The organism is Bifidobacterium sp. ESL0704, from assembly GCF_029392075.1.
Taxonomy (GTDB): Bacteria; Actinomycetota; Actinomycetes; order Actinomycetales; family Bifidobacteriaceae; genus Bifidobacterium.
The window spans coordinates 2,069,892-2,093,213 of the sequence record NZ_CP113929.1 but is presented as its reverse complement, the minus strand read 5'-3'; the positions used below and the strand labels follow the sequence as shown (position 1 = coordinate 2,093,213).

At 57.8% G+C, this 23,322-nt stretch carries 16 protein-coding genes and 1 tRNA gene; 14 read left to right on the top strand and 3 right to left on the bottom strand.

Features of this window, described 5'->3' with window-relative positions; genetic code table 11:
- Nucleotides 1-235: 235 nt before the first annotated feature.
- Nucleotides 236-1,177, bottom strand: a complete 942-nt coding sequence (locus OZX64_RS07745) for an AEC family transporter (protein WP_277156832.1) — start codon at nucleotides 1,175-1,177, stop codon at nucleotides 236-238.
- Between the two features lie 400 nt (nucleotides 1,178-1,577).
- Between OZX64_RS07745 and dapE the strand changes: the two genes are divergently transcribed.
- The 13 genes from dapE (at nucleotide 1,578) to OZX64_RS07680 (ending at nucleotide 16,705) form a co-directional block, all read left to right on the top strand.
- Nucleotides 1,578-2,765, top strand: a complete 1,188-nt coding sequence (gene dapE, locus OZX64_RS07740) for a succinyl-diaminopimelate desuccinylase (protein ID WP_277172471.1) — start codon at nucleotides 1,578-1,580, stop codon at nucleotides 2,763-2,765.
- Between the two features lie 579 nt (nucleotides 2,766-3,344).
- Nucleotides 3,345-6,464 (top strand): Rne/Rng family ribonuclease, encoded by a 3,120-nt coding sequence (locus tag OZX64_RS07735; RefSeq protein ID WP_277172470.1) that lies wholly within the window; start codon nucleotides 3,345-3,347, stop codon nucleotides 6,462-6,464.
- Between the two features lie 229 nt (nucleotides 6,465-6,693).
- Nucleotides 6,694-7,002 carry a 50S ribosomal protein L21 gene (gene rplU / locus OZX64_RS07730; protein ID WP_277156835.1) on the top strand — a complete coding sequence of 103 codons (309 nt, stop codon included), beginning with the start codon at nucleotides 6,694-6,696 and terminating at the stop codon, nucleotides 7,000-7,002.
- Between the two features lie 43 nt (nucleotides 7,003-7,045).
- Complete coding sequence (rpmA, locus tag OZX64_RS07725) at nucleotides 7,046-7,297, top strand: 50S ribosomal protein L27 (protein WP_277146184.1); 252 nt, start codon at nucleotides 7,046-7,048, stop codon at nucleotides 7,295-7,297.
- Nucleotides 7,298-7,562: 265 nt separating this feature from the next.
- Nucleotides 7,563-9,248, top strand: coding sequence for a GTPase ObgE (gene obgE / locus OZX64_RS07720; protein WP_277172469.1), 1,686 nt, complete (start codon nucleotides 7,563-7,565; stop codon nucleotides 9,246-9,248).
- A gap of 257 nt (nucleotides 9,249-9,505) precedes the next feature.
- Nucleotides 9,506-10,642: a glutamate 5-kinase gene (proB, locus tag OZX64_RS07715; protein WP_277172468.1), complete on the top strand. Its 1,137-nt coding sequence runs from the start codon at nucleotides 9,506-9,508 to the stop codon at nucleotides 10,640-10,642.
- 268 nt (nucleotides 10,643-10,910) lie between these two features.
- Nucleotides 10,911-12,116, top strand: coding sequence for a pyridoxal phosphate-dependent aminotransferase (locus OZX64_RS07710; RefSeq protein ID WP_277172466.1), 1,206 nt, complete (start codon nucleotides 10,911-10,913; stop codon nucleotides 12,114-12,116).
- 484 nt (nucleotides 12,117-12,600) lie between these two features.
- Nucleotides 12,601-12,676, top strand: a tRNA-Trp gene (locus OZX64_RS07705).
- Between the two features lie 29 nt (nucleotides 12,677-12,705).
- Complete coding sequence (secE, locus tag OZX64_RS07700) at nucleotides 12,706-12,933, top strand: preprotein translocase subunit SecE (RefSeq protein WP_277156838.1); 228 nt, start codon at nucleotides 12,706-12,708, stop codon at nucleotides 12,931-12,933.
- Between the two features lie 30 nt (nucleotides 12,934-12,963).
- On the top strand, nucleotides 12,964-13,866 hold the full coding sequence (gene nusG, locus OZX64_RS07695) for a transcription termination/antitermination protein NusG (RefSeq protein ID WP_277172465.1): 903 nt from the start codon (nucleotides 12,964-12,966) through the stop codon (nucleotides 13,864-13,866).
- A gap of 572 nt (nucleotides 13,867-14,438) precedes the next feature.
- Nucleotides 14,439-14,867, top strand: a complete 429-nt coding sequence (rplK, locus tag OZX64_RS07690) for a 50S ribosomal protein L11 (RefSeq protein WP_277146190.1) — start codon at nucleotides 14,439-14,441, stop codon at nucleotides 14,865-14,867.
- 13 nt (nucleotides 14,868-14,880) lie between these two features.
- Nucleotides 14,881-15,576 (top strand): 50S ribosomal protein L1, encoded by a 696-nt coding sequence (gene rplA / locus OZX64_RS07685; RefSeq protein WP_277156840.1) that lies wholly within the window; start codon nucleotides 14,881-14,883, stop codon nucleotides 15,574-15,576.
- 346 nt (nucleotides 15,577-15,922) lie between these two features.
- On the top strand, nucleotides 15,923-16,705 hold the full coding sequence (locus tag OZX64_RS07680; RefSeq protein WP_277175025.1) for an HNH endonuclease family protein: 783 nt from the start codon (nucleotides 15,923-15,925) through the stop codon (nucleotides 16,703-16,705).
- A 497-nt stretch (nucleotides 16,706-17,202) separates the two neighbouring features.
- On the opposite strand, the gene OZX64_RS07675 is transcribed toward OZX64_RS07680, so the two are convergent.
- Both OZX64_RS07675 and OZX64_RS07670 read right to left on the bottom strand, forming a co-directional pair.
- Entirely contained in the window at nucleotides 17,203-18,981 is a 1,779-nt protein-coding gene (locus OZX64_RS07675) for an MDR family MFS transporter (protein WP_277175024.1), read from the bottom strand.
- A 505-nt stretch (nucleotides 18,982-19,486) separates the two neighbouring features.
- Nucleotides 19,487-21,226, bottom strand: coding sequence for a sugar transferase (locus OZX64_RS07670; RefSeq protein WP_277172464.1), 1,740 nt, complete (start codon nucleotides 21,224-21,226; stop codon nucleotides 19,487-19,489).
- Between the two features lie 255 nt (nucleotides 21,227-21,481).
- On the opposite strand from OZX64_RS07670, the gene OZX64_RS07665 reads away from it, so the two are divergent.
- Complete coding sequence (locus OZX64_RS07665) at nucleotides 21,482-23,305, top strand: DUF4012 domain-containing protein (RefSeq protein ID WP_277172463.1); 1,824 nt, start codon at nucleotides 21,482-21,484, stop codon at nucleotides 23,303-23,305.
- The last annotated feature ends 17 nt before the right edge of the window (nucleotides 23,306-23,322 follow it).

Sequence of the window (23,322 nt, the reverse complement as noted above, 5' to 3'; positions counted from 1 at the left end):
TGTGATGGTGCAAAGTGGTCGTTACTGGTACAAAGTGGTCAATTTGCGGTCCGAAAATGACTACTTTACCTCAGTAATGACCACTTTGTACCAGTAATGGCCACTAGCGCCTCCTCGATACCATCAAGAAGCCAGCTGCGCCCATAAGTGAGCCGGTCGATGGTTTCGATGGGTGGGGTGGCGTTTCGGAACGATGGCCATGCCTTGTCTGGTGCCCGCCGGCCAGCGCGAATCGTCAGCTCAACAGTGCGGCGATGAGGGCTATGATGATGGGGCTGGAAATCGTGGAAATCAGCACACCGTCGCGGGCGAAGGTCATGCCGACGTTGTAGCGGGCCGCGTAATTGTAAACGTTCTGGCCGGCAGGCAGCGCCGCGAGCACGACGCAGGCGTAAAGCACTTTGCCGGTGAATCCCATGATGAACTTGGCGATGAGGAAGGCGATGAACGGCATCACCACGTTCTTCAAGATCGTCACCCCGATGACCGCGGAACGCGAGCTCTTGTTCTGCATCGGTTTGGTGCCGCGCAGCGACATGCCGAACGCCATCAGGATCATCGGAATCGCGGCCTGTCCGATCATGTTGACCGGGTCGTAGATGAATTTCGGAATAGGGTAGTAGCCGATCCATGCGGTAATGGCCGCGACGAGGATGCCGCCCAGCGAGCCGATCAGCAGCGGTTGATGCAGCGGCTGCATCAGCGCCTTCTTCACCGACATCTTGCCGGTGGTCGTGTAGTCCAGGACCGTCAGCGCGATGGGCGTGAAAATCGCCTGCTGCATCACCAGGATCGGTGCCACCAGCGCCCCATTTCCCAAAATGTAGGTGGCGATCGGCAGGCCGATGTTATTGGAGTTCAGGTACAGCGAGTTGAGCGCGCCAACCGTCGCGTCGGCCGGTCCCATGTGATAGAAGAATTTGTTCAGGATTAGAAACAGCAAGCCCACGGCCAGCGCGGAGAAGAACGCGACGATGATCGAAGGATGGAAGATTTCGAGAATCGGTTCCTTGGAAAGGATTGCGAACATCAAAAACGGGTTGGTGACGAAGAACGCGTAACGGTTCAGGACCATCTGCGCGCTCGGGCCGCCGATGTTGAAACGCGCCGCCACGTAGCCGGTTCCGATGATGACGGCGATGACCACAAATCCCTGCATCGCGCTCAGCAAACCCATATCGGTTCCTTTCGCATTTCGATTCCGTTTCGTACCGCCTCATACAATATAATGCCTTGCCGTTCCATGTTTGTTCGGTTACGTTTCGTTATTTGTCTGTTCGTCGGTTATGGGCTTATTTCTTTCGCCTTTTGAAGGGGTGTTTCGCTGTCGTATTGCTGATTGCTGCCTCCAACCGGTCATTTTCCCCGTTTAAAACGTACTTTGAGGGGCAGTAATGACCTGTTAAAGACAGCAGGATATCGCGGAAGTAAAGAGAGGAGGTAACAGGGAACAGGGAACAGGGGACGTATTCGGTCAGACGATGGCAGAGTGGATTGCGTCGCCATTATCAACGCCAGCCATGACCAGAGTTGGAAACAAGGCTGGCGATGATTCCTGTGTCTTGTACTATGGGCGTATGAGTCTGATGATAAAGCAGGGATCCACGCGCGAGGCCGCGCTGGATGGGCTGTTCGAGGAATTGATGGGGTCGTATTCCGTTTCCGACGACGAGACGGCGCTCGCGGATGAGGTCGAGGCGTTCTTACGCGAGCAGTCGCATCTGACCGTTCATCGTTTGGGCGATACGGTGGTTGCGTCCACCTCGCTTGCTCGCCCGCAGCGGGTCGTGCTCGCCGGCCACCTCGACACGGTTCCCGTCATTGACAATTTCCCACCGCTTTGGCTTGAGCCGGGGGACAAGCGTATCCGAGACGATGTGGCGAGCGCGAATCCCGGCCAGCGCGTGATGTTCGGCCGCGGCGCGACGGATATGAAGGCCAGCGACGCGGTGATGCTCTATCTTGCGGCGACGATGACCGCGCCGAAATATGACCTGACCTACGTTTTCTATGACCACGAGGAGGTCGTCGCCGAAAAGAACGGCCTTGGCAAGGTGGCGCGTGCCCATCCCGACTGGATACAAGGCGATTTCGCCATCATCGGCGAACCCACCGATTGCGGCATCGAAGGCGGGTGCAACGGCACCATGCGTTTCGACGTGGTCACCCACGGTGTCGCCGCGCATTCCGCCCGCGCATGGATGGGGGAAAACGCGATTCACAAGGCCGCCGAAGTCCTCGGCCGGCTCGCCGCCTACGTGCCGCAGGATGTCGAGGTGGACGGTCTGACCTACCGCGAAGGCGTCAACGCCACCCTTATCTCCGGCGGCAAAGGCACCAACGTCATTCCCGACGAGTGCCGCATCCACGTCAACTATCGTTTCGCGCCTGACAAGGATCTGCCGGCCGCCAAGGCGCTGATGATGGGGACCGATGCCGGGGCCGAGATGGGCAACGGCGAGCACAGGGCCACCGGCGGCATGTTCGAAGGTTTCGATATCGAGATGAAGGACGAATCGCCGTCGGCACGTCCCGGCATGGACGCTCCGCTGGCCGTGTCGTTGGCCAAGCTGGTCGAGGGGAAAACGGGACTTGCCCCGCAGGCCAAACTCGGGTGGACCGATGTCGCCCGTTTCTCGTCCATCGGCGTCCCGGCCGTCAACCTCGGCGCCGGCTCCCCGCTTTTGGCGCACAAGGCCGATGAACAGATTCCGGAAAGCCAGCTCGTGTTGCTTACCGACATCCTTGAGCAGTGGCTACGCTAGCGAGCGTTTGCGTTTTCGAGATTTCTGCGTTGCAATGTTGCCGGACTGTTGTAGTGCTTCCGGCTAGTTGTGCGCTTATCGCGCACGACCTAATATTTGCCCCGCCGTTTGTGAATTCTTCTTTTTTTGGGGTATCTTGGTGCACCAAGTCCGCCAAAATTTGGGAATTGTCCATCAATTTTGCGTTTTAGCGTGTTCTTGGTGCACCAAGATGCCCTAAAAATGGAGAATTGGCAGTAAATTGCGTGAATACGGGCAACTTGGTGGCACCAACAGGGTTGTTTTGGGTGGAATTATGAAATTTGGGTGCGTCGGTGATCACAGCATAGTGCATCTGTTGTCACTTCTACCCCAGTGGACGTATAATAAAGGTTGGTGATTCTGCAAGTTGCCGAATTCCGATGGCGTTGATCCCCTCGCGTGCTAATCCGCGAGTGCCGGTGTCCGCCGTGACGAACGTAATGACTTTTAGATTGCCGACTACGAACGCAACTGTTGCGTGGCCGCGGTGAGAGCGTGGTGTGAGAGCCGTAGACGGCCAGAGAGCCGACATGTTGCAGCATGTCGACAAGGAGCATTGTGCCCAGAGTAACCCGAGGCGGGGTCGGTCAAGCCGATGACGCCACACAAAATGATACCAATTTACCTTCTTCGTCCTCATCCGCGGATAACGAGCCCGCGACGCGTCGTCGTACGGTTCGTCGTCGTGTAGTTCGTGGTGCCGGTGCCGCCGGTGCCGACGTCGCGTTGAAAGTCGAGGAACGCGAAAGCGCCAAAGACGCCAGTGGCGAGAAAAAATCCGACGAGAGCAAAACCGGTTCGGACTCAAAAGCGACAAAGACAAGGAGCGGCAGAGCATCTTCTTCTCGTAGCTCGGGTGCTTCGTCATCCGGCACGACGAGAAGAGCGCGGACGCGTAGCCGTGTTCGCGATGGTGAAGATTCAGACGAGGAATCTCAAGCCCGCACTCGGAATGCAGGAAGCGGAAAATCCGAAGAGGAAGCGAACGAGTCTTCGACCTCGAGCCGCCGCCGGCGCACCAGTAGCGCCAGATCGCGCAGCCGGTCTCTCGATTCCGCGTCCGCAAGTGAGACCAAGGCGGAAGCCGACATCGAAACTGCCACGGAACGTGTCATTGACGCCGTTGAGGGCCTTCCCAAAGGCCATGAAAGTCACCACGCCCCTCGGCCGATGACATCGCTGCTGTTCCAGGAGCCCGTGCTCCCCCGTGAAGATGATGCGGACGAAGAGCCTAAAGCAACTCGGCGACGTTCCCGTTCCCGCGGCAATGACGAGGACGATGAGAATAACTACCGGCGTTCGACGCGCGGCAACCGTTCGCGTCGTGGCACCGAGCGCGACGATGAACGTTTGGATGAGCAACAGGACGGACGCCGGGGCAGGTCGGGCTCGAGACGCGGCAAGTCGAATGACCGGGACCGCGATTACGAAGATGACAACCAAGATTCCTCTCGCCAGGTCTATCGTTCGCGCCGGTTGGATGATGACGATGACATCTATGACGAGGAAGCCGCCGAACGCAGCGAACGTCGTACCCATCGTCGTCGCAGGCTCAACGCCGAGGAGCGCCATGCCGCCGACGAAATCGAACAGATCGAAGAGGATCTCGAAGATGATGACATCACCTATCGTCCCATCGACGATGTGGAAGCCGAACAATCCCGGACGCGCAGGCGTCGCGGGCATGACAGCGAACGTTCCAGTGAGCGTGCAACACGCCGCGAGCGGAGCGGCAGGGGCTCTTCCCGAGCGGATCGGGACGATGCCGAACTCGATAATGAGGAGGAAAACGAGGAACACGGGTCTCGTAGTGGTCGCAAGGGCAATGGCGGCCGCAATGATCGAGCCGAGGAAGACCGGGGCGAAACGCGTCGGCGTCGTCGCCATGAATCCGACGAGGACAACGCCGAGCAGCCGCTGACCCGTCGCCGCCGTCGTCACCGTGGCTCCAAGGGTGACGATAGCGAAAGCGCTCGCGATTCGTCATCGCGCTCCACCTCGCGTCGCAGCCGCAAGCAGCAGTATATCGACGAAATCACCGACATCGAAGGTTCCACGCGTCTCGAGGCCAAGAAGCAACGTCGCCGCGACAACCGACGTGAACGCAGCCGCCAGAACCAGCTGATTGAGCAGGACTTTCTCGCCCGCCGCGAGAACGTCGACCGCTTGATGGTCGTGCGCGAGCGTGGCCAGCATACCCAGATTTCCGTAATCGAAGACAACGTGCTCGTCGAGCATTACGTTTCCGATATCCAGGAGGTCGCCACCGTCGGTAACATCTACCTGGGCCGCGTGCAGAACGTGCTACCCAGCATGGAGGCCGCGTTCGTCGACATCGGCCAGCCGCGCAACGGCGTGCTTTACGCCGGCGAGGTCAACTGGGACGCCACGCGTCTGGAAGGCCAGCCGCGCCGCATCGAACTCGCCTTCAAGTCCGGCGATCCGGTGCTCGTACAGGTCACCAAGGACCCGATCGGTCACAAGGGCGCGCGTCTGACCTCGCAGGTCACGCTTGCAGGTCGTTTCCTCGTGCTCGTTCCCTCCGGCGGCATGACCGGCGTGAGCCGTAAGCTGCCCGAGCGTGAACGCGGCAGGCTCAAGTCCATTGTCTCCAAGATCGCCCCGAAGGATATGGGCGTCATCATCCGCACCGCGGCCGAAGGGGCCAGCGAGGACGCGCTGAAGAAGGACCTCGAGAACCTCAAGCGCCAGTGGCAGAAGATCGAGGACAAGCGCAAGCTCTATCACAACGGCAAGCGTGCCAAGCTCCTGCAGGGCGAGCCCGACGTCGCCATCCGCGTGGTGCGCGACATCTTCAACGATGATTTCTCCAAGCTTATCGTCGAAGGCGACACCGTCTACGAACGCATCGAGGAATACCTCGACACCATGGCCCCCGACCTCAAGGATCGCCTCGAAAAGTGGGATCCCGAGGAGCATCAGGGCAAGGACGTGTTCGATAAGTGGCAGATCGACTCCCAGCTTCGCAAGGGCATGGAACGGCAGGTCTACCTCCCGAGCGGCGGTTCGATCGTCATCGACCGCACCGAGGCCATGACCACCATCGACGTCAACACCGGCCGGTTCATCGGCAAGGGCAAGTCGCTTGAGGAGACGGTCACCCGCTGCAATCTCGAGGCGAGCGAGGAAATCGCCCGTCAGCTGCGTCTGCGCGACATCGGCGGCATGATCATGATCGATTACGTCGACATGGTGATGCCCGCCAACCGTGACCTCGTGCTGCGCCGTCTGGTCGAGTGCCTCGCGCGCGACCGTACCAAGCATCAGGTCGCCGAGGTCACCTCGCTTGGGCTTGTGCAGATGACCCGCAAGCGCATCGGCCAGGGCTTGGTGGAAGCGTTCAGCGAGGAGTGCCCGACCTGCAAGGGCCGCGGCTTCATCCTCCATGACGAGCCCACGATTTCCGCAGATTTCGCCGATCCATATGCGATGAAGGGTGGCGACCCGTTCGTCCACACCAACAAACACGGCCACGGCAGTACTCCCGAGGTGCAGGCGCCGAAGGGCTCGAGCCCGGCGGTCAAGGCCAAACTTGCGCAGATCGCCGCGGCTGCGGTGGCGGCCAACGACGAGGAAAAGGAAGAAGGGTCCGATTCGGATTCGTCTGCTGATTCGTCTTCCGAACCTTCTGCTGATTCTTCGGCCGACAAAAGCTGAAATCGCGCTGAAATAATACGGTAATAAAGCTACGTTCCCGGTTTCGCTTTCACTTGTCTTTTGTGAAATTGGGAACACAACACCCCAGGCCACGCGCAACGTAGGGACATACCGTTAGTATGGATTGACGTTAGTACGTGGGTCGGTGTACTCTAAAAGACTGGTGTCTGGCCGTGGAAGTCGAAGACGTGCTGGGCAGTTTAGCTTTCGAAATAGCAAGGAACGAGATATGTACGCGATTGTGAAGGCCGGTGGCCATCAGGAAAAGGTCGAGGTCGGTGACGTTATCCTGGTTAACCGTCTCAATGCGAAGAAGGGCGATACCGTGGAATTCCCGGTCGCGCTCGTGGTTGATGGCGCCAAGGTGACGCTGAACGCCAAGGATCTTGCCAAGGTTTCCGTCAAGGCTGAAGTCGTTGACGATGAGGCCAAGGGTCCGAAGATCAACATTCAGAAGTTCAAGAACAAGACTGGTGTCGCCCGTCGCAAGGGTCATCGTCAGCCGCTTTCCGTTGTCAAGATCACGGCAATCGCCTGATTTCGGTAGCGTAAGAGCAATCAAAGCCTGAAAGGAACAGACAATGGCACATAAGAAGGGCGCATCCGCTTCCCGCAACGGTCGCGATTCGAGCGCGCAATACCTTGGCGTCAAGAAGTTTGGTGGCGAGGCTGTCGTCGCCGGCAACATCATCGTTCGTCAGCGTGGCACCAAGTTCCACGCCGGCCAGAACGTCGGCACCGGCAAGGATCACACCTTGTTCGCGCTGTCCGACGGCAACGTGAAGTTCGGCGTTCGCCGCGATCGCAAGGTTGTCGACGTAGTCGCCGAGTGAGAAGCCAAGCTAAGTAGCTTTTTCATCAATAGGTCGTATCTCCAGATGAGGTACGGCCTTTTTGATTGTCGGTAGGATTATTGACGGTGTGTCGGCGGTCCAAGCGGCAATGGGCGTGCATCAAGCAATCGCTTCGAAGACTTCAAGATGTAATGCTTTTATGGCGTATCGGGTTATCGCTTGGCTTTTTGCCCAAAACGATAATTCCCCAGGTTCGTCGCCGGGGGTATGCGAAGATGAATACCCATCGGTAAGGTAAGGAACTATGACAGACTTTGTAGATAGAGTGACCGTCCATGTCAAGGGCGGCGACGGCGGCAACGGGTCCGCAGGCGTCAAGCGCGAGAAGTACAAGCCGCTGGCCGGGCCGAACGGCGGCAACGGCGGGGACGGCGGTTCCGTCATCTTCGTGGCCGACGCGAACGCGAACAACCTGCTCGACTATCGTTTCGTCCCGCATCGCAGGGCCGAAAGCGGCACGATGGGTTTGGGCGACACCAAAGACGGCTCGAAAGGTGCCGACGTGGTGCTGCCGGTCCCGCCGGGAACCGTGATTTTCGAGGCCAAAGGTGCGCAGGGCAAGGCCAAGCACCCCGGCCGCGAGCTGGCTGATCTGCGTCATGCCGGTGACCGGTTCGTCGCCGCTGCGGGCGGCATGGGCGGTTTGGGCAACGCCGCGCTGGCCAACAAGACACGTCGTGCCCCCGGATTCGCGTTGCTCGGTGAACCGGGTGAGGAACGCGACGTGATTCTGGAGCTCAAATCCATCGCCGACGTGGCGTTGGTGGGCTTCCCCTCCGCAGGCAAATCCAGCCTGATCGCCGCGATGAGCGCTGCGAAACCGAAGATCGCTGATTATCCGTTCACCACGCTCGTACCGAACCTCGGTGTGGTGAAGCTCGAGGAATACCGCTATACCATCGCTGACGTGCCGGGTCTGATTCCCGGAGCCTCGGAGGGCAAGGGGCTCGGCCTCGAGTTCCTGCGCCATATCGAGCGCACCGAAATCATCGCGCACGTCATCGATTGCGCCACGTTGGAGCCGGACCGTGATCCGATTTCCGACTATCACGCCTTGGAAGACGAACTGGCGAAGTATGCCGCCAAGCTCAAACTGCCGCTTGGCGTCATCCCGATTCCCGAACGCCCGCGCGTCATCGTCCTCAACAAGGCCGACGTGCCTGAGGCCAAGGAACTCGCGGAATTCGTGCGCCCGGAGTTCGAGAAGTTGGGGCTGAAGACCTTCATCGTCTCCACCGCATCGCACGAGGGCTTGAAGGAACTCGGTTACGCTCTGGGCAAGATGGTGACCGAGCTGCGCGCAAAGCTGGCCCGCGAAGAAGCCGAGCGCGACGAAGAGCGTGTGGTCATCAAGCCGTTGGAGCAGCCGGCGCGTCGTCGCCGTCGTGCCGATGACGAGCGTGGCACCTCGCTTGATTTCGCCGTCGAGCGCGAAAGCAACCGCAGGGGAGCGGTGTGGTTCACCGTCACCGGTGCGAAGCCGGAACGTTGGGTGCGTCAGACCAATTTCGACAACGACGAGGCCGTGGGCTATCTCGCCGACCGTCTGGCCGGCTTGGGTGTCGAGGACGAGCTGCGTCGCCATGGAGCCAAGCCCGGCGACGAGGTACGCATCGGCAAGGGCGAGAATGCGGTCGCTTTCGATTGGGATCCGACCATCGCCGCCGGCGCGGAAATGCTGGATGGTGCCCAATTGGGTGCCCGTGGCAAGGATCTGCGTCTCGATGACGGATCCGACGGCAACCGTGTCCGTCGCCGCACCAACGCCGAACGCCGTCGCCAGTATCACGAGATGATGGACGCCAAAACCGCCGTGCGCGAGGCGATGCGTCAGGAACGAACGGCCGGTCACTGGGCCGATCCGAGCGTTGACGACGATCGGCACGACGAGCACGCGATTCTCGGTGGCCACGGCGACGACGAAGAGTGATTGCAAGCAGGCGTTTGATTCCTTTTGATTCTTTGCAATCGTGCGTCATAGCGCCTTTGCCAATGCGATGTCGGTGGTCAAGCGTGGCTGGAATCGTGAGGTTTGCGCACCGGGTTCGAGCCGAGGAAACGGCCACGCGCAGTCTGCCTTGCTCATGGCGTATCTTTGACGTTGGAATTCGGCGGCGGCCTGACCGCTACAGCGGGCGGCCGCCGCGATCAAGAGCAATATAGAACAAAACGAGGCGAACAACGCAGATGAGCAACAGCGAGACCGAATCCCAGGTGCGTCAGGACGTGGCATCGGCCCATACCGTGGTGGTCAAGGTCGGTTCCAGCTCGCTGACCAAGTCTTCCGGCCATCTTGACACAGGCAAGGTCGACGCATTGGTCGAGGTATTGGCCAGTGCGGCCAGCAAGGGCACGCGCGTGGTCCTGGTGTCTTCTGGCGCCATTGCCACCGGATTCGGACCGTTGGGTTTTTCGACGCGGCCCAAGGATGTTTCGACCCAGCAGGCGGCGGCGTCGGTTGGGCAGGGCATCCTGATGCAGCATTATGAGACGGGTTTCGCGCGTTTCGGTGTCCGTGTCGGTCAGATTCTGCTGACTGGCGACGATACGATGCACGCTTCGCGTTATCGTAACGCACAGCGCACGTTGCGCCGGCTGCTCGACCTTGACGTGGTGCCGATTGTCAACGAAAACGATGCGTTGGCGACCAATGAGATTCGTTTCGGCGACAACGATCGACTTTCCACGCTGGTGGCCAATCTGGTACGTGCGGACGCCTTGGTCCTGCTCACTGACATCGACGGCCTGTACACTGCTCCGCCGACGCGTCCGGAGGCCAAACGCATAGGTTTTGTACCGGATGTGGAACAGATACTCTCCGAGGTTTCCGTGGGTGGCAGCTCGTCCGGAGTGGGCAGTGGCGGTATGGTGACCAAGCTCGAGGCGGCACGGATAGCGGTCAGCTCCGGAATCCCCGTGGTGTTGACCAGCGCGGGGAATGTGGCCGATGCGTTGGGTGGCAAGCCGACCGGAACGGCCTTCGCGCCTACGTCTCATCGTGATTCCTCGCGTCGTCTATGGATCGGTTTTGCCGCGAACCCTCGCGGAAGGCTGGTCGGCGACAAAGGTGCGATCAAAGCGGTGCTCGGCGGCAAGGCCAGTCTGTTGGCAGCCGGCGTGCTTGAGGTACATGGCGAGTTTTCGGCGGGCGATCCGGTCTGGATCGATGACGAAGACGGCAACCACGTCGCCAAAGGCCTCTCGGGCTTTGATTCCGACGAGATCCCACACACCCTCGGCCGCGATACCTCCCAGCTCAAGCGCTTGCTGGGCGAGGAATACGCCCACCCGTTGGTCCATCGCGACAATCTGGTCCTCCTGTAGTTCAGAAGCCAGCCGTTAATCGACTGCGCCATAAATAAGCCGCTGGGAGTGCGTGAACGGCTTCAATATGGCGCGAATTTGTGGTTGCGCCAGAAATGGGCCGCTGGAAGCAAGCCAGTGGCTTCAATACGGCGCCAATCGTACGGAGGATATGCTGCCAATCGTACGGTGTCTGTGCCGCGTTTCCGCTATGTGTACGGGTGATGCGTCAATTCGCCACCGCGGTCTAGTCTTGAGTTGGTAATTGCCAGCAAATGCGGGAGGCAAAATGGCAGAGTGGCAGACGTTGAGTGATCGTGTGAATTCCGTGGCACCGAGCGCCACGCTGGCCGTGGATTCCAAGGCGAAGGCGATGAAGGCCGCGGGCGTCAATGTCATCAGTTATGGTGCGGGCGAGCCGAATTTCCCGACTCCCGATTACGTCGTCGAGGCGGCCGCCGCGGCATGCCGCGATCCGAAGAACCATCGTTACACTCCGACCCCGGGCCTGCCGCAGTTGCGAAAGGCCATCGCCGAGAAGACGTTGCGCGATTCTGGCTATGAGGTTTCGCCCGACCAGGTAGTAGTGACCAATGGCGGCAAGCAGGCCGTGTATGAGGCGCTCCAGATCATTGTCAATCCCGGCGACGAAGTCATTATTCCTGCCCCCTATTGGACCACCTATCCCGAGGCCGTGCGACTTGCCGGCGGCAAGCCGGTCATCGTTTTCAGCGGTGCGGAGAACGGATTCGAACCAACCGTCGAGGCGCTTGAGGCCGCGCGCACCCCACGTACCAAGGCCATCTTCATCAACACCCCTTCGAATCCGACAGGTGCGGTTTGGGGCGAAGAAACGTTGCGGGCCGTGGGGCAGTGGGCTTTAGAGCATCACATCTGGATCCTGAGCGACGAAATCTACGAACACCTCACGTACGACGGCGAGAAGACCGCGTACATCGGCGCCGTGGTGCCGGAAGTCCGCGACCAGCTCATCGTTTTGAACGGTGTGGCCAAGACCTACGCCATGACCGGTTGGCGTGTCGGCTGGCTCATCGGTTCGGTTCCGGTGGCCAAGGCCGCCGCCAAGCTACAGGGCCACATGACCTCCAATGTCGCCGACGTCTGCCAGCAGGCAGCGTTTACGGCGGTTTCCGGTTCGCTTGACGCGGTCGCCATGATGCGCAAGGCGTTCGACAAGCGTCGCAAGGCCATCGTCGCCGGTCTCAACGCCGTCGACGGGGTGACCTGTCGCACTCCCAAAGGTGCGTTCTATGCGTTCGCCGATGTCACTGCGCTGCTCAATCGCCCGCTTGGCAAGAGCGGAAGCGTCGCCAAGACCTCTTCCGATCTGGCTGGGTTGTTGCTCGACGAAGCCCACGTCGCAGCCGTTCCCGGAGAAGGGTTCGGCGCTCCCGGTTTCCTGCGTTTCTCGTATGCGCTTGACGATGATGACTTGGCTGAGGGCATGCGCCGTTTCAAGCAATGGGTTGGCTGAAATCCATAGATTGGGGCAAGAACGAGAGAAGCGGAAAGGTCTGAGTCTTTTTGTCTGTTGGCCCTCTTTGCTGATTACCCTATCGTGGTCTGCTTAGCCTCCTGCCCCGGATTTATCTGCGCAAGATTCTTCCGTTTTTGGGGGGTCTTGGTGCACCAAGTGGCTTGTTTTTGTGGGATTTGGTGGTGATTCTTCCGTTTTTGGGGGTCTTGGTGCACCAAGTGGCTTGTTTTTGTGGGATTTGGTGGTGATTCTTCCATTTTAGGGGCGCTTGGTGCACCAAGACCCCCGATTTTGGTGGATTTGATTATGAAGTTTCCGGCAACTATCGCAAACAGTAATTGAGCAGCCTCTGTATACTGAGGTGCCGTGAATTCGTTGCGACACGAGGAGTGGACGAAACCACGAAAAAAGGCTACACTGTTTTTTCGGCGGTTTATGCCACGTGGTCTCGTGCTTCGAGTATCGTAGACAGAGTTCACCTAGGGAAGTGGCGCAATTGGTAGCGCAACGGTCTCCAAAACCGTAGGTTGTGGGTTCGAGTCCCGCCTTCCCTGCCAAGTAATCACAAGCCGAACGAAGGACGGATATGGCGAAGGCACAAGAGTCTGAAGAGAGCGTCAAGCCGAACATTTTCATGCGTATCGGTTTGTTCATCAAGCAGGTTATCGACGAGCTGCGTAAGGTTGTCACGCCTACTGCCAAAGAGCTGGCCGGCTGGTCGGTTGCAGTGTTTATCTTTGTGGTGCTGCTGATGGCTCTCGTCACGGGTATGGATTTCGGTCTCGGCAAATTGACTCTTTGGATCTTTGGCTGAGCGTAGACAATTTTAAAGGTGACTAAAAGCATGGATAATGAAGTAAATCTCGAGGGCTTGGATGCGTTGCCTGATTTGCCGGACGGCGATCAGGCTGCAGCTAAGGAGCAGAGCGCTGATAGTGCTGCGGCAGATGCCGTGGCAGGTATCAAAAACGCTGACGCAACCGATACAGCCTCCGAAGATTCTGCGCAGACTCCTTCCTCTTCTGCCGAGGATTCCGAAAACACTGCGGATGCGGCCGAAACGACCGATAGCACTACTGCAGAAACAACGGAAGATGCTTCAGCTGACGCTGGAAGTGCGGATGCTGACGATGCCGGTGCCAAGGCTGTCAAGGAATTCTCCAAGAGCTTGCGCGGTCTGGACGGAAAGTGGTATGTACTTCATACTTATTCAGGCTATGAAAAGCGTGTGAAGGCCAACGTCGAGTCCCGTATCCAGAGCTTCGGTCTCGAAGACCAGATCTTCCAGATCGAAGTGCCGATGGAAGAAGTCGAGAAGCATACTGACAAAGGCAAGAAAGTTGTCACCCGCGTGCGTGTGCCCGGTTATGTGCTCATCCGCATGTGGCCTGACGAGAACGCTCGCCGTATCGTCCGCGAGACGGAAGGCGTCACCGGATTCGTGGGACCCACCAAGGATCCTGCACCGTTGAGCCGCAAGGATGTCGTCAAGATGATGGCCCCGATGATTGCTTCCGAGGCGCTCAAGGAGGCGGGCGACAAGCCTGCCGCTGCCAAGAAGCGTACGGTCGAAGTCTCCTACAAGGTCGGCGATCAGGTCACCGTCATCGACGGACCATTCGCCACGATGGCCGGTGCGGTTTCCGACGTCGAGCCCACTACGCAGAAGCTCACCGTGCTGGTTTCCATCTTCGGCCGTGACACGCCGGTCGAGCTCGGTTTCAGCCAAGTCGAGAAGATTGTCTGATTTCGATTCGTTGAGTTGTTAAGGTTAAGTATGATGCCGCAGGTCGCAAGATCTGCGGCATCGTTGTATTGGGCGTATCTGGAGCATTGGGATCCGTCCGTGGATATGAAGCTTCCGATGATGTAAGAGCGAAGCGATGCTAGATGCCCAGTGGCTCAATTACGGAGCTACTGATATATCGCGCCATAATTGAGCCACTGACGAGCGGCTAGCGGCTTATTGATGGCGCCGTTTATCAATAGCGACAGAAAAGAGCCACCAATGACCAGTCAGTGGCTTATTTGTGGTGTAAGCAGTTGAGGGTGTAGGCGGGAAGCGTAGCTATACGCTTTGTCTTGATTGGCTGGGATAATAAGAAGGCTTGTGTCTGGAGGGGAGACCCGCTAGCACAGCAGAAGCAATATCAGTTGCGGGAGGAGACCCGTGACACTTGATATACCGAGGTTTTCTTGGGCTTGTTTCGTTGCCTGTCGCAAGATGGCAACAAGCGTAAACAAGACAAGACCGGATATGTCCAAAGGTGTCGTGGGCGACCGTAAGTACCGCACGGACAATGAAAAGGAGCCATTTCTATGGCTGGAAAAAAGGTCACTGCGCTGATCAAGCTGCAGATTGAGGCCGGCAAGGCCAATCCTGCGCCGCCGCTCGGTCCTGCTCTCGGTTCGCATGGCGTCAACATCATGGACTTCTGCAAGTCCTACAACGAAGCGACGAAAGACAAGATGGGACAGGTTGTTCCTGTCGAAATCACCGTCTACGAGGATCGCTCGTTCGATTACGTTCTGAAGACCCCGCCGGCCGCAGCACTTCTGCTCAAGGCCGCTGGTTTGAAGAAGGGCACCGACAACCCGCTGACCCACAAGGTCGGAACTGTCACCTCGGCACAGGTCCGTGAGATCGCCGAGACCAAGATGGCCGATCTGTCCGCTCGTGACGTCGAGGCCGGAATGAAGATCATCGCGGGCACCGCCCGTTCGATGGGCATCACGGTCGAAGGCTGAGGGAGGCAAACAGATGGCTAACAAACATTCCAAGAAATATCGTGAATCGGCCGAAAAGGTCGACGGCAGCAATCTGTACACCGCTTCCGAGGCAATCGCTCTGCTGAAGAGCATGCCTGCACGCGGTTTCGATGAGACCATCGAAGCCACCTATCGCCTGGGCGTCGACCCTCGCAAGGCGGACCAGCTGGTCCGTGGCGTGGTCAACCTCCCGAACGGCACCGGCAAGACCGCAACGGTCCTCGTGTTCGCACGTGGCCCGAAGGCCACCGAAGCAGCCGAAGCCGGAGCCGACATGGTCGGTGACGACGACATGGTCGCCAAGGTGCAGGGCGGCTTCCTCGACTTCGATGCCGTGGTCGCAACCCCCGACATGATGGGCAAGGTCGGCCGTTTGGGCCGCGTGCTCGGCCCCCGTGGCCTCATGCCGAACCCGAAGACCGGCACCGTGACCATGGATGTGGCCAAGGCTGTCAAGGACATCAAGGGCGGCAAGATCGAGTTCCGCGTCGACAAGAATGGCAATCTGTCGTTCATCATCGGCAAGAAGTCCTTCGATCAGAAGGCTCTGGAAGAGAACTTCCAGGCTGTGGCCGCAGAGATCAAGCGTCTGCGTCCTTCCACCGTGAAGGGCCGCTACATCTCCAAGGCGACACTCACCTCGACGATGGGCCCCGGCGTTCCGCTGGACCTCGCTCCGCTTTCCTGAAGTGTGAAAAGCGCATAAAGCGTAGTTGAATCAATAAGTTGCCCGATACTTCGAAAGAGGTATCGGGCAACTTTGTTTTTGTGTATGCGTGCCTTTGTGCGTTGAGCACGTTTTAGCCCGTTTCCTTTTTATTGTTTTTTCTCGTTCCTTTTCATTGAAACGGAATATCAAGAAATCTTGATTTTTTGGGCAAAGTGGCCTTCGGCTCTTGCTTTCTCTTCCGTTTTCCTCTATTCCTGAATCATCGATGGCATGAGTATTACGTTGTGTGTCGACTGCAGGAGCAAATCGGGAAGGAGTCTGGCGAAGAATGATGATTTGGCATGTTGGAGGGGTGTTCCAGCCGATGCCCGACAGCTACGGCCATCGGACTGTTCGACGTGGCAGAAGGGGTCGTAACGACCATTTTCGACGGCGATGGATCAATCGAGACAGTCTGCTGACGAGATTCCTGGTGTTGCTGTTGGCTGCCTGCCTTATCGGCGTCGGCTTCGGGCTCGTGCTGCCTAGGGTGAGCACGCCACTGGCGCAGATAACGGGTCAGTACGTCGCTACGGGGCCGGTGGCGCAGGCGTTGGCGACGCTACCTGTGGATGATCACCCCAGCACGCGTGGTTACGACAGGAATTCGTTCGGATACAACACCACCGATGATGACGGTGACGGCTGCACCATCCGCGACGACATTCTCAAAAGGGACATGACCGGGGTGAGGTACAAGAGGCCAAGTGCCTGCCAGGTCAAAACCGGAGTCTTGCAGGAACCGTATACCGGCAAATCCGTCCGTTTCATACGTGGAAAGCATACGAGCGCGGCTGTGCAGATCGACCACGTGGTCGCCTTGGAGAACGCGTGGCAGTCGGGGGCGAGCAAGTGGGATGCGGCCACAAAACAGCGATATGGCAACGATGCCTATAATCTGCTGGCCGTCGACGGTCCTGCCAACCAGCAGAAAGGATCGGCATCCGCTGCCTACTGGTTGCCGTCGAATCGCAAGTTCCGCTGTACCTATGTCGCCCGTCAGGTCGGGGTTAAGCGAAAATACGGTCTCAGCGTCACCACTGCCGAAAAACGGGCCATCTCCAAGGTGTTGCGGACCTGTCCCGCGCAGGAAATCCCGAAACGCTGAAGGTGTAAGCCGGTTGGCTCACGAGATTCGGCAGAGGATTCAACATAACGTCGGACATGTGCGGAAACTATGGGAACTAAGAAAACCATGAAAACCATGAAAACCGTGAAAACCGTGAAAACCGTGAAAACCATGAAAACCATGAAAACCATGAAAACCATGAAAACCGTGAAAATGATGGGGAGCTATGTCGGAGATTCCCAATAGCCAAACGAGAAAAGGAACTGGGAACAAAAGGAACTGGGAACAAAAGGAACTGGGAACAAAAGGAACTGGGAACAAAAGAAACCGAGGAGAAAGGAAAAGAATGAGAGTTGTCCGATATAAGAATGAGAGGTGTCCGATATGCAAACTTGAACATCGAGAACGCCGATAAGCCACGGGGGCGCAGTCTGGTAGACGGTGAAATGAAAAATGCTGACGCGCGAACCTTGCTTGTTGAAGACGTGCGTCAGCATTCGGGGGGGGCAAGCGTAGCTTGCCGAACAGTATCAGGCTTACTTGCCCGGGTGAATATGCGGGACGTGTGGAACGTGGGGCACATGGACGTGGCGCAGCGTGCGGTTGGCGAGGTCCCGAGCCGATCCGGCACCCTGACCTTTGACGCCGAAGAACACGATCATTACCATGCCGAACGCGATTACTGAGCTGATGATAAGCGACATCCTGATGCCATAGATGTTTGCAAGAACCGCGGCCTGGTGACCGGATCCCATTGAGTGCTGCCTGATCTTGGTGAACTCCTCCATGAGGATGACCAGTACCGGTGCGCCGATGGCTCCGGATATCTGTCGCACCGTGTTGGTGACGGCCGATCCGGCGGACATCGAACGGACTTCCAGACAGTTGAGGGACCAGGTGGTCACCGGCATCAGCACGAAGCCCATGCCGATCTGGCGGATGAACTGGCAGATCGAGACCCACCAGATTGGGATACCGGTGCTGATGAAACTCATCATGATGGTGCCGATCATGAGGATGGTCGTGCCGGCCAATGCCACCGGGCGAGCGCCGTACTTGTCGAGGAAGCGGCCGCCGAAGAACTGCGCGATGCACTGGCCGATGGCACCGGGCAACATCACGAGTCCGGAGATGGTGGCCGAATAGCCACGGTCGTTCTGGATGAACAGCGGGATGATGACGGTGATGGAGCTGAAAGCGAAGAAGCTCATGGCCGCGGTGATGGTGCCCATCATGAAGCTGTGGTTCTTGAGCACCGTCAGATCGAGCAGCGGCGGCTGGATCTTCTTGATGCGGTCGATGATTGAACGGCTCTTGGAATTGGAGAAATGCTTCTTGAACTTGTTCGCGTTATCCGGATTGTCGGCGACTCGCTTGATCAGGGCGTGCACGGCCTCGATGCTTGTTGGGCAGGACGAATTGCCGCCGACTTGTGCAGCAGCCTCTGTCGCGTTTTGCTTGAGAGCTTGAAGCTCGCAGCTTTCGAGGTCGCTTATAGCCGCGTTGATTTCCTTCTTGTAGCGCTTGGCGCCCTTGAGCTGGCGGGTGACGAACCAGACGATGCCGACCAGGCCCACGGCCATCGGCAACCAGACCAGAGGATTGGTGAATGCGTAGGTTTCGATATTGGTGAAGCCGAAGAGCAGACCGCCGAAGCCGATGATCGACAGGCATACCGAGAAGAAGTCGGCTTTTGCGTCATCGTCGTTCTCGCCGAAGTTATGCAGGCCGAAAATGGCGAGCACCAAGGCGATGGCGCCCACGATGGTCAGCGAGACGAAGATGGAGCGCCAGCCGCTGGCATCGGTCTGCCAGCCGCCGAACGTCGGGCCGATGGCAGGTGCGACGCTCATGGCCACGCCTACCGTGCCCATGGCCACGCCACGTTTGGACATGGGATAGACGGTGAAAACGATGATCTGCAAGACGGGCCACATCACCCCGGAGCCGATGGCCTCGAGCGTACGGCCGGCGAGCACGACGACGAAGGTGGGGCCGAACCAGGCCAGCACCGAGCCGATCGTGAAGACGACCATCGAGGTGATGACGATCTGACGCGTGGAGAAACGGCGGGTGAGGTAGGCGGTCAGCGGCACCATGACGCCCTGCACCAGCTGGATGACGGAGGTCAGCCACTGCCCGGTGGTCACGTTGATGTGGAACTCGGAGACGATGGTCGGCAATGCCGCGCTCAGCTGCAGCTGGGTGAAGTTGCCGACGAAGGTGATGAAGGTGAGGATGGCGATGGAGATGAAAGCCGCGTGGCTCAGGTGTCCGTCGATATAGGATTCCTCTTTGGTGAGGGCTTTCGACAAGGATGGTTTCGAAGTCTTGGCCGATTTCCGGGATGGCTCTACAGGAGTCTTAGTTGATGGCTGCACGACGATCGATCACTCCTTGCCCACGATGACGATGTTGTTCTTTATTTCTACCCGCATATATATCCACTATATCTATCGATGAAAGGTTCCATAACGACGGTGCCAGTGAAGAACGTGCTTCGGTTCCGTCTGAATCAACTTGGTTTAGATTACACCCCCTTCCGGATGGTGGAGCAGGCGCGTTTCGTCACGCAAGACGGAAGGCGATGGGGCCGGGAACGGAAGGCGAGGGACCGGGAACGGAAGGCGAGGGGGCGGGAGCAGAAGGTGAGGGACTGCAACGGGAAGGCGAGGGACCGCAACGGGAAGGCGAGGGACCGGGCACGGGAGGCGAGGAGGCCGGGAACGGGAACGCGAAATCGGAATGGAGGAAAAGCGCCGGAGACAGCAACGGGGCCTGGGGAAGTCCCGAGCTACGTAGAAATCGTACGGCGCAGAATCATACGCCGGTACCGCGGAAAACGGCGATGACGGTTTTGAGCAAAATGGCGATGTCGCCGGTAAACGACCAGTTCTCGACATAGGAGATGTCGAGCTGCTCGCTTTCCTCCTGGCTCAGTTCGTTGCGTCCGGAAATCTGCCAGGGCCCGGTGACACCGGGTTTGACCAGGAGACGAGCGGAATAGAGCGAGCCGTATTGGTCCACTTCGTACTGCTGCTGCGGACGCGGGCCGACGAGGCTCATATCGCCTTTGAATACATTGAAGAACTGCGGGAATTCGTCGAGTGAGGTCTTACGGATGAAATGACCGAATGTGGTGATGCGCGGATCGTCTTCGGCCTTGAAGAGAATGCCGTGCGCGTTGCCGGTTTCTTCGGCCACCGCTTCGTCGTATTGGTCAGCGTTCACGCGCATCGAACGGAACTTATAGAGCGTGAAGGGCTTGCCGTAGAGCCCGATGCGTTGTTGGGAATATATCGCGGGACCACCGTCCTGAGCCTTGACACGAAAAGCGACAAAAGCCATTACCGGTGAGGAAATGATGATGGCGAAAGCGGATCCGACGATGTCGAAGACGCGTTTGAGCACTCTGGTCAGTGTGGAATACTGCGGTAGGCGGGCCGTAAGCATCGGCATCGAAGGGTTGCTGCGCACGTGGAGTTGGGAGGAGGCGATATCGGCGACATTGGCCATGAATGCCAGCTCGATGCCCATGGACTCCACGGCCAGTGAGAAGGTGCGCATCGTCTCGGAATATCGGGACATGACATCGGCGATGAGGATCGCCTGAGAGCCGAGTTCCTTCGCCTTTTGCGGCAAGTGAGAATCCATCGGCAATATCCGCAGGCCTTTTTCCTCCGGATAGACAGCGCTGAACGGCACCGAAACGAGTTGCTGGGCGTCCGGCGAATTCTGGTTCTTGACGCTATTGGAGACGGAGACCACAGGGCAGACCGCGATGGGTTTGTACCCCATCCCGGGGTTTTTCTTCAGCTGCGCCATGACCTTGCGGATTCCTTCAGGCGACCCCACGATCACGGTGTCATACATAAACGTGTTTTTACGACGATGCCGATGCAGGGAACGACGCATGATCCAACGTTCCAGCAGCTCCAGCACGCAAGAGAAAAGCGGTATGAAGATGGTCAGGGAACGCGGGATGTTGAGCTTGAAGATATAGCTGAACATGCAGATGATGACGAAATCAACCAAAGCTGCGTTGATGATCTTGCTGTAAAGCTCGTAGCCCTCGCCCATGGCGTGGCGATGGTAGATTTGCTGCGAAGCAAGGCTTGCGATCCATGCCACACAGATGAGCGCCAAAAATACGTTCAGTCGTTCCGGGTCGCGGCCATAGCCGCGTAAATTCGCATAAGCACCGGTATCGAACAACAGCACCATCGCCGTCGCCAAAAGCGTCACGACGATGTCGAGCACGATAAGGGTGGCGTTGAAGGCGAGACTCCATTTGGGAATGGAATAGCTCAGTAGCTGATGGTTGGCATCGGTGGCTTTGGAATGGAATTTGCCTGTGCTGTCCGAAAGAAAATACGAGCCGTCAAAGAAGCTGTTGCCTGCCGATTCGTCTGCGCGATGAGGAGTTGAAGAAGCAGTGCGCTTTTTGTGCCCATTTGAGGGAAGGGCTTCCGGATCCATGTCGATTTTCAAGGTCTTATCGTCGGGTTGGGCGGTGTCAGGGGTCTGTTGGACATGACCTGACTCAACTCCCTGTACCACGATATACCCTTTTCTGTCCGTCGAAACCGTTCACACCACAATATACAGCATATAGGCAAAAGACCTTCTTATTACCTATTCGGCGTGTGAGTATTCCGACACATACGTATACCACATTCTAGTATTCTGGTATCCGTGAGTATCGGCGTCGGCGCCCACTTATACCGAATCTGTGCAGGATTCGCTCAAAATCCGCGAAATCCGCGGCGATAGTGCATAATGGTGCATTGTTATATAGGTGAAGGGAAATATCTTATGCGTCGACCACAAGGTAGGCATTTGGCGGCCGCGAGGCCTATGCGTCGGCATCGCGCCTGGCCGTGGGTGCTGCTGGTGATATTCGTGCTGTTGGTTGCGATTGCAGGGATTGGTGGGTACGCCGCCAAGACTATGTATGAGCAGGCCAAAGAGGTCAAAGCGCACGAACAGAACGCGGTGTCGATGCTCAGCGGCTTTTCGGGCAAGAAAGACCTCAATTCCCTGGACCAGATTTCGCAGAAACTGCCACAGGTGCAAAGCGAGACGCGGCAGGCCAACGACATTGCGCATGGCAGGCTGTGGAATCTGGCTGCCAAGGCCCCGTACATCGGTAACGACATCAAGACCGTGCAAGGCATGACGTCAACCGTTGACGGGATTGTGCACGATTCGGTTCCCCAATTCATCAATGTCGTCAGCCAGCTCAAGTCCGCAAAGCTCACTGACGGCCAAGGCCAGATCAACCTTCAACCGGTGCTGCAGGCGCAGCAGGGAATGAAAAAAGCCAATGCCGCCTTGCAGGCAGAAGTCAAGGATTACCATAATCTACCTGGGCATCAGGCGAAAATCGCAATGGTGAGAAAAGCCTATGACGATGCGGGAGTCAAGCTTGATGCGTTGTCGGGAAAGATCGACCAGGTCTGCAGCACATTCCAGATTCTTCCTGACTTTCTAGGAGCGACCAAACCTCAGACGTATGTAGTGTTGTCGATGACCACGTCCGAGGCGCGATCTTCCGGCGGTTTGGGCGGCTCGCTCGGAACGCTGACCACCAACAACGGCCAGATTGCAATGGGCTCGTTCAGGTCGAATACCGATTATGTCAATTATGGTACGAATCCGAGTGCCGATGAGCGTGCGCTGTTCTACGATTGGGGGCCGCTGCAGTCCTCATTCGATATTCGCGATGTCGGTTTCTCCCCGGATATTTCTCGTGTGGCCGAACAGGTGAAAACCAGCTGGGACAAAACTCCCTGGGGGGCAGCGCAACCGATAGATGGTGTGATCACCATTGATCCCGTGTTCCTGCAAGCGCTGATCAGAATCAATGGCAATGTGACATTGCCCAACGGCGTTGTGTTGACGGGCGACAACACGGCTCGGTTCTTGTTGAATACAGTGTATAAGCAATACGATCCCAGATTACAGGACGTTGTTTTCGGTGAAGTGGCGCTCCAATCCATCGGCAGCATGTTCAGCGGGCTCAACCTTTCCAAACTGGCGGCCATCGGCAGCATTATGGGCCCCATGACTCAGGGGCGTCATTTCGACATCTATGCTTTCGACCAGACCATCGAACGGAATTTTACCAACAGCGGCTACAGCCCACAGTCGCCCGACAACGAGACCCAACCGAAGATCGGCGTATACGTCAATGAGCAGAACGCCTCAAAGATGGACTGGTATGTTCACCGGACCTCAACAATCACCAAAACCAGTGGCGGCAAGACCGGCCAGCAGACGTACCATGTCGACTACAAGATGACCAATACGCTCACGAGAGCCGAGGCCTCCACCATTACGAATTACGTTGGCGGCGGCGGCGTTTTGCCGTTTGGTGCCGCGGTGGAGAAGACGTTCGTGTATGCGCCGATGGGTGGAAGCATCAGTAATCTCACCATCACAGGCAACGCCACGGCTCCCACGCGCGTCTCGTTCAACGGCAAGAATCCGTTCGCCAGCAATATCACGCTTGTTCAAGGGGCTTCGGCGACGATTTCATTCGATGTGACCACTTCGCCGAAATCAGCCGGAGAACTTGCCTTGGATCAGACGCCCATGGGCTGGGAAGATCCGGGGATTGCCAAGGTGAATTACTGAAATCTGGCAACAAAAAA

What these genes read in the sequence shown, in the direction of transcription:
- OZX64_RS07745 (WP_277156832.1), bottom strand. Translation starts at nt 1,177, where the DNA reads ATGGGTTTGCTGAGCGCGATGCAGGGATTTGTGGTCATCGCCGTCATC.
- dapE (WP_277172471.1), top strand. Translation starts at nt 1,578, where the DNA reads ATGAGTCTGATGATAAAGCAGGGATCCACGCGCGAGGCCGCGCTGGAT.
- rplU (WP_277156835.1), top strand. Translation starts at nt 6,694, where the DNA reads ATGTACGCGATTGTGAAGGCCGGTGGCCATCAGGAAAAGGTCGAGGTC.
- rpmA (WP_277146184.1), top strand. Translation starts at nt 7,046, where the DNA reads ATGGCACATAAGAAGGGCGCATCCGCTTCCCGCAACGGTCGCGATTCG.
- obgE (WP_277172469.1), top strand. Translation starts at nt 7,563, where the DNA reads ATGACAGACTTTGTAGATAGAGTGACCGTCCATGTCAAGGGCGGCGAC.
- proB (WP_277172468.1), top strand. Translation starts at nt 9,506, where the DNA reads ATGAGCAACAGCGAGACCGAATCCCAGGTGCGTCAGGACGTGGCATCG.
- OZX64_RS07710 (WP_277172466.1), top strand. Translation starts at nt 10,911, where the DNA reads ATGGCAGAGTGGCAGACGTTGAGTGATCGTGTGAATTCCGTGGCACCG.
- secE (WP_277156838.1), top strand. Translation starts at nt 12,706, where the DNA reads ATGGCGAAGGCACAAGAGTCTGAAGAGAGCGTCAAGCCGAACATTTTC.
- nusG (WP_277172465.1), top strand. Translation starts at nt 12,964, where the DNA reads ATGGATAATGAAGTAAATCTCGAGGGCTTGGATGCGTTGCCTGATTTG.
- rplK (WP_277146190.1), top strand. Translation starts at nt 14,439, where the DNA reads ATGGCTGGAAAAAAGGTCACTGCGCTGATCAAGCTGCAGATTGAGGCC.
- rplA (WP_277156840.1), top strand. Translation starts at nt 14,881, where the DNA reads ATGGCTAACAAACATTCCAAGAAATATCGTGAATCGGCCGAAAAGGTC.
- OZX64_RS07680 (WP_277175025.1), top strand. Translation starts at nt 15,923, where the DNA reads ATGCCCGACAGCTACGGCCATCGGACTGTTCGACGTGGCAGAAGGGGT.
- OZX64_RS07665 (WP_277172463.1), top strand. Translation starts at nt 21,482, where the DNA reads ATGCGTCGACCACAAGGTAGGCATTTGGCGGCCGCGAGGCCTATGCGT.